The 1,246-nt window shown below is 34.8% G+C and carries 1 protein-coding gene; it reads left to right on the forward strand.

Annotation, left to right across the window (positions count from 1 at the left end; genetic code table 11):
- Positions 1-1,190, forward strand: a 1,190-nt coding sequence (locus CDZ78_RS20595; RefSeq protein WP_373862505.1) for a hypothetical protein, incomplete at its 5' end; no start/stop codon positions are given.
- Between the last annotated feature and the right edge of the window lie 56 nt (positions 1,191-1,246).

Below are 1,246 nucleotides of genomic sequence, written 5' to 3' on the forward strand. Positions count from 1 at the left end.
TAATTTCAGGGTGTTTAGTTGAGATGAAAATACGGAAAATTTCCGTTGCAAATATATTTTCTGGACTAACATCGACAAGCACTACCGAGCAGGATTGGAACACATCATTGTTTGTTGAACTCAATTATGTCGTAGAAGCATTCGCCTTCTATTGCCATGATTTAGTTTGGATAATTTCTTTATTTTCTGTGGCAGCCATAATGATGTACTGGAATATCGGAATTATAGGTCTTTTTTTTGCCACCGCCTTGCTTATTTTCTTTACTATGATTTATTTGTTTATATACCCTGACTTATCAAAAGCAAGGCAGCTTCTCGTCACCTCTTCCTCTAAATTCATCGAAGACCTTGATAACGTAACGTTGATTCAATCTGCTCCAAATACCACACCTATTCATTTAGTAACACTGGCTTTAAGAGAACAAATTTTATTAAAGGGAATTGTCTCTTGGACAGAGGCTAAATTCCACCTAATTTCAGTGAAGGAAAAAATAGGCTTATATGGAAATATAGGTTTAGGAATCATATATGTTTGTGTTTTTATTTCATTTGGCATCGTTGAAGTTAGCAGCCCTATCCGGGCACTAATTTTAGGTTCTCTACTGGCAATTGATTCTGAGTGTATTCGCCTGTTTGCCGCAACTTCTGGATTCTCGGTTCAATTTGAAGCATACAAAAAAATTGAATTATTTAGCAAAGATAGTGAATCTAATCATAAAATTAGTACATTTTCCCAAAAAGATTCAATTCAAATAGAATCAATGCTTATTGAAAATATTCAATGCCAATCAAAAGAATTTTCTCTTAATCAAGGACTAAACAAACTTGATGCCCAGTCTGGAGCTGGAAAAAGTAGCCTAATGAAACAAATATTCTTAAATAAAAACAATGGGGTATTGTATTCGGCACAATATTATGATTGCGAATTTTTACAAGCCATCAAATGGATCGAGTGCCAACAGTTTGGAACTAGTGTTGATGATGTTTTTGAAATCATTCGTGAAGAATCGGGAAATACCAAGCTTCTTTTATTGGACGAATGCTTTTTGCAGTTTGATAGGTATAGCAGTTCAGAATTATACGACAAATTGGAAAAATGGGCCATGGTTACAGGCAAGTCAGTGCTTTATGTCGATCATCGCATGACCAAAGGAATTGTTTTGAAGCTTACTGATCTTCTGTTAATCTGAATCAGATAACTAAAAAAATATGGCTCTATGTGAATCCTAGTGGGTAGTGCGATAAT

Origin of the sequence: Bathymodiolus platifrons methanotrophic gill symbiont (assembly GCF_002189065.1) — a bacterium.
In the GTDB taxonomy this organism is placed as follows: domain Bacteria; phylum Pseudomonadota; class Gammaproteobacteria; order Methylococcales; family Methylomonadaceae; genus Methyloprofundus.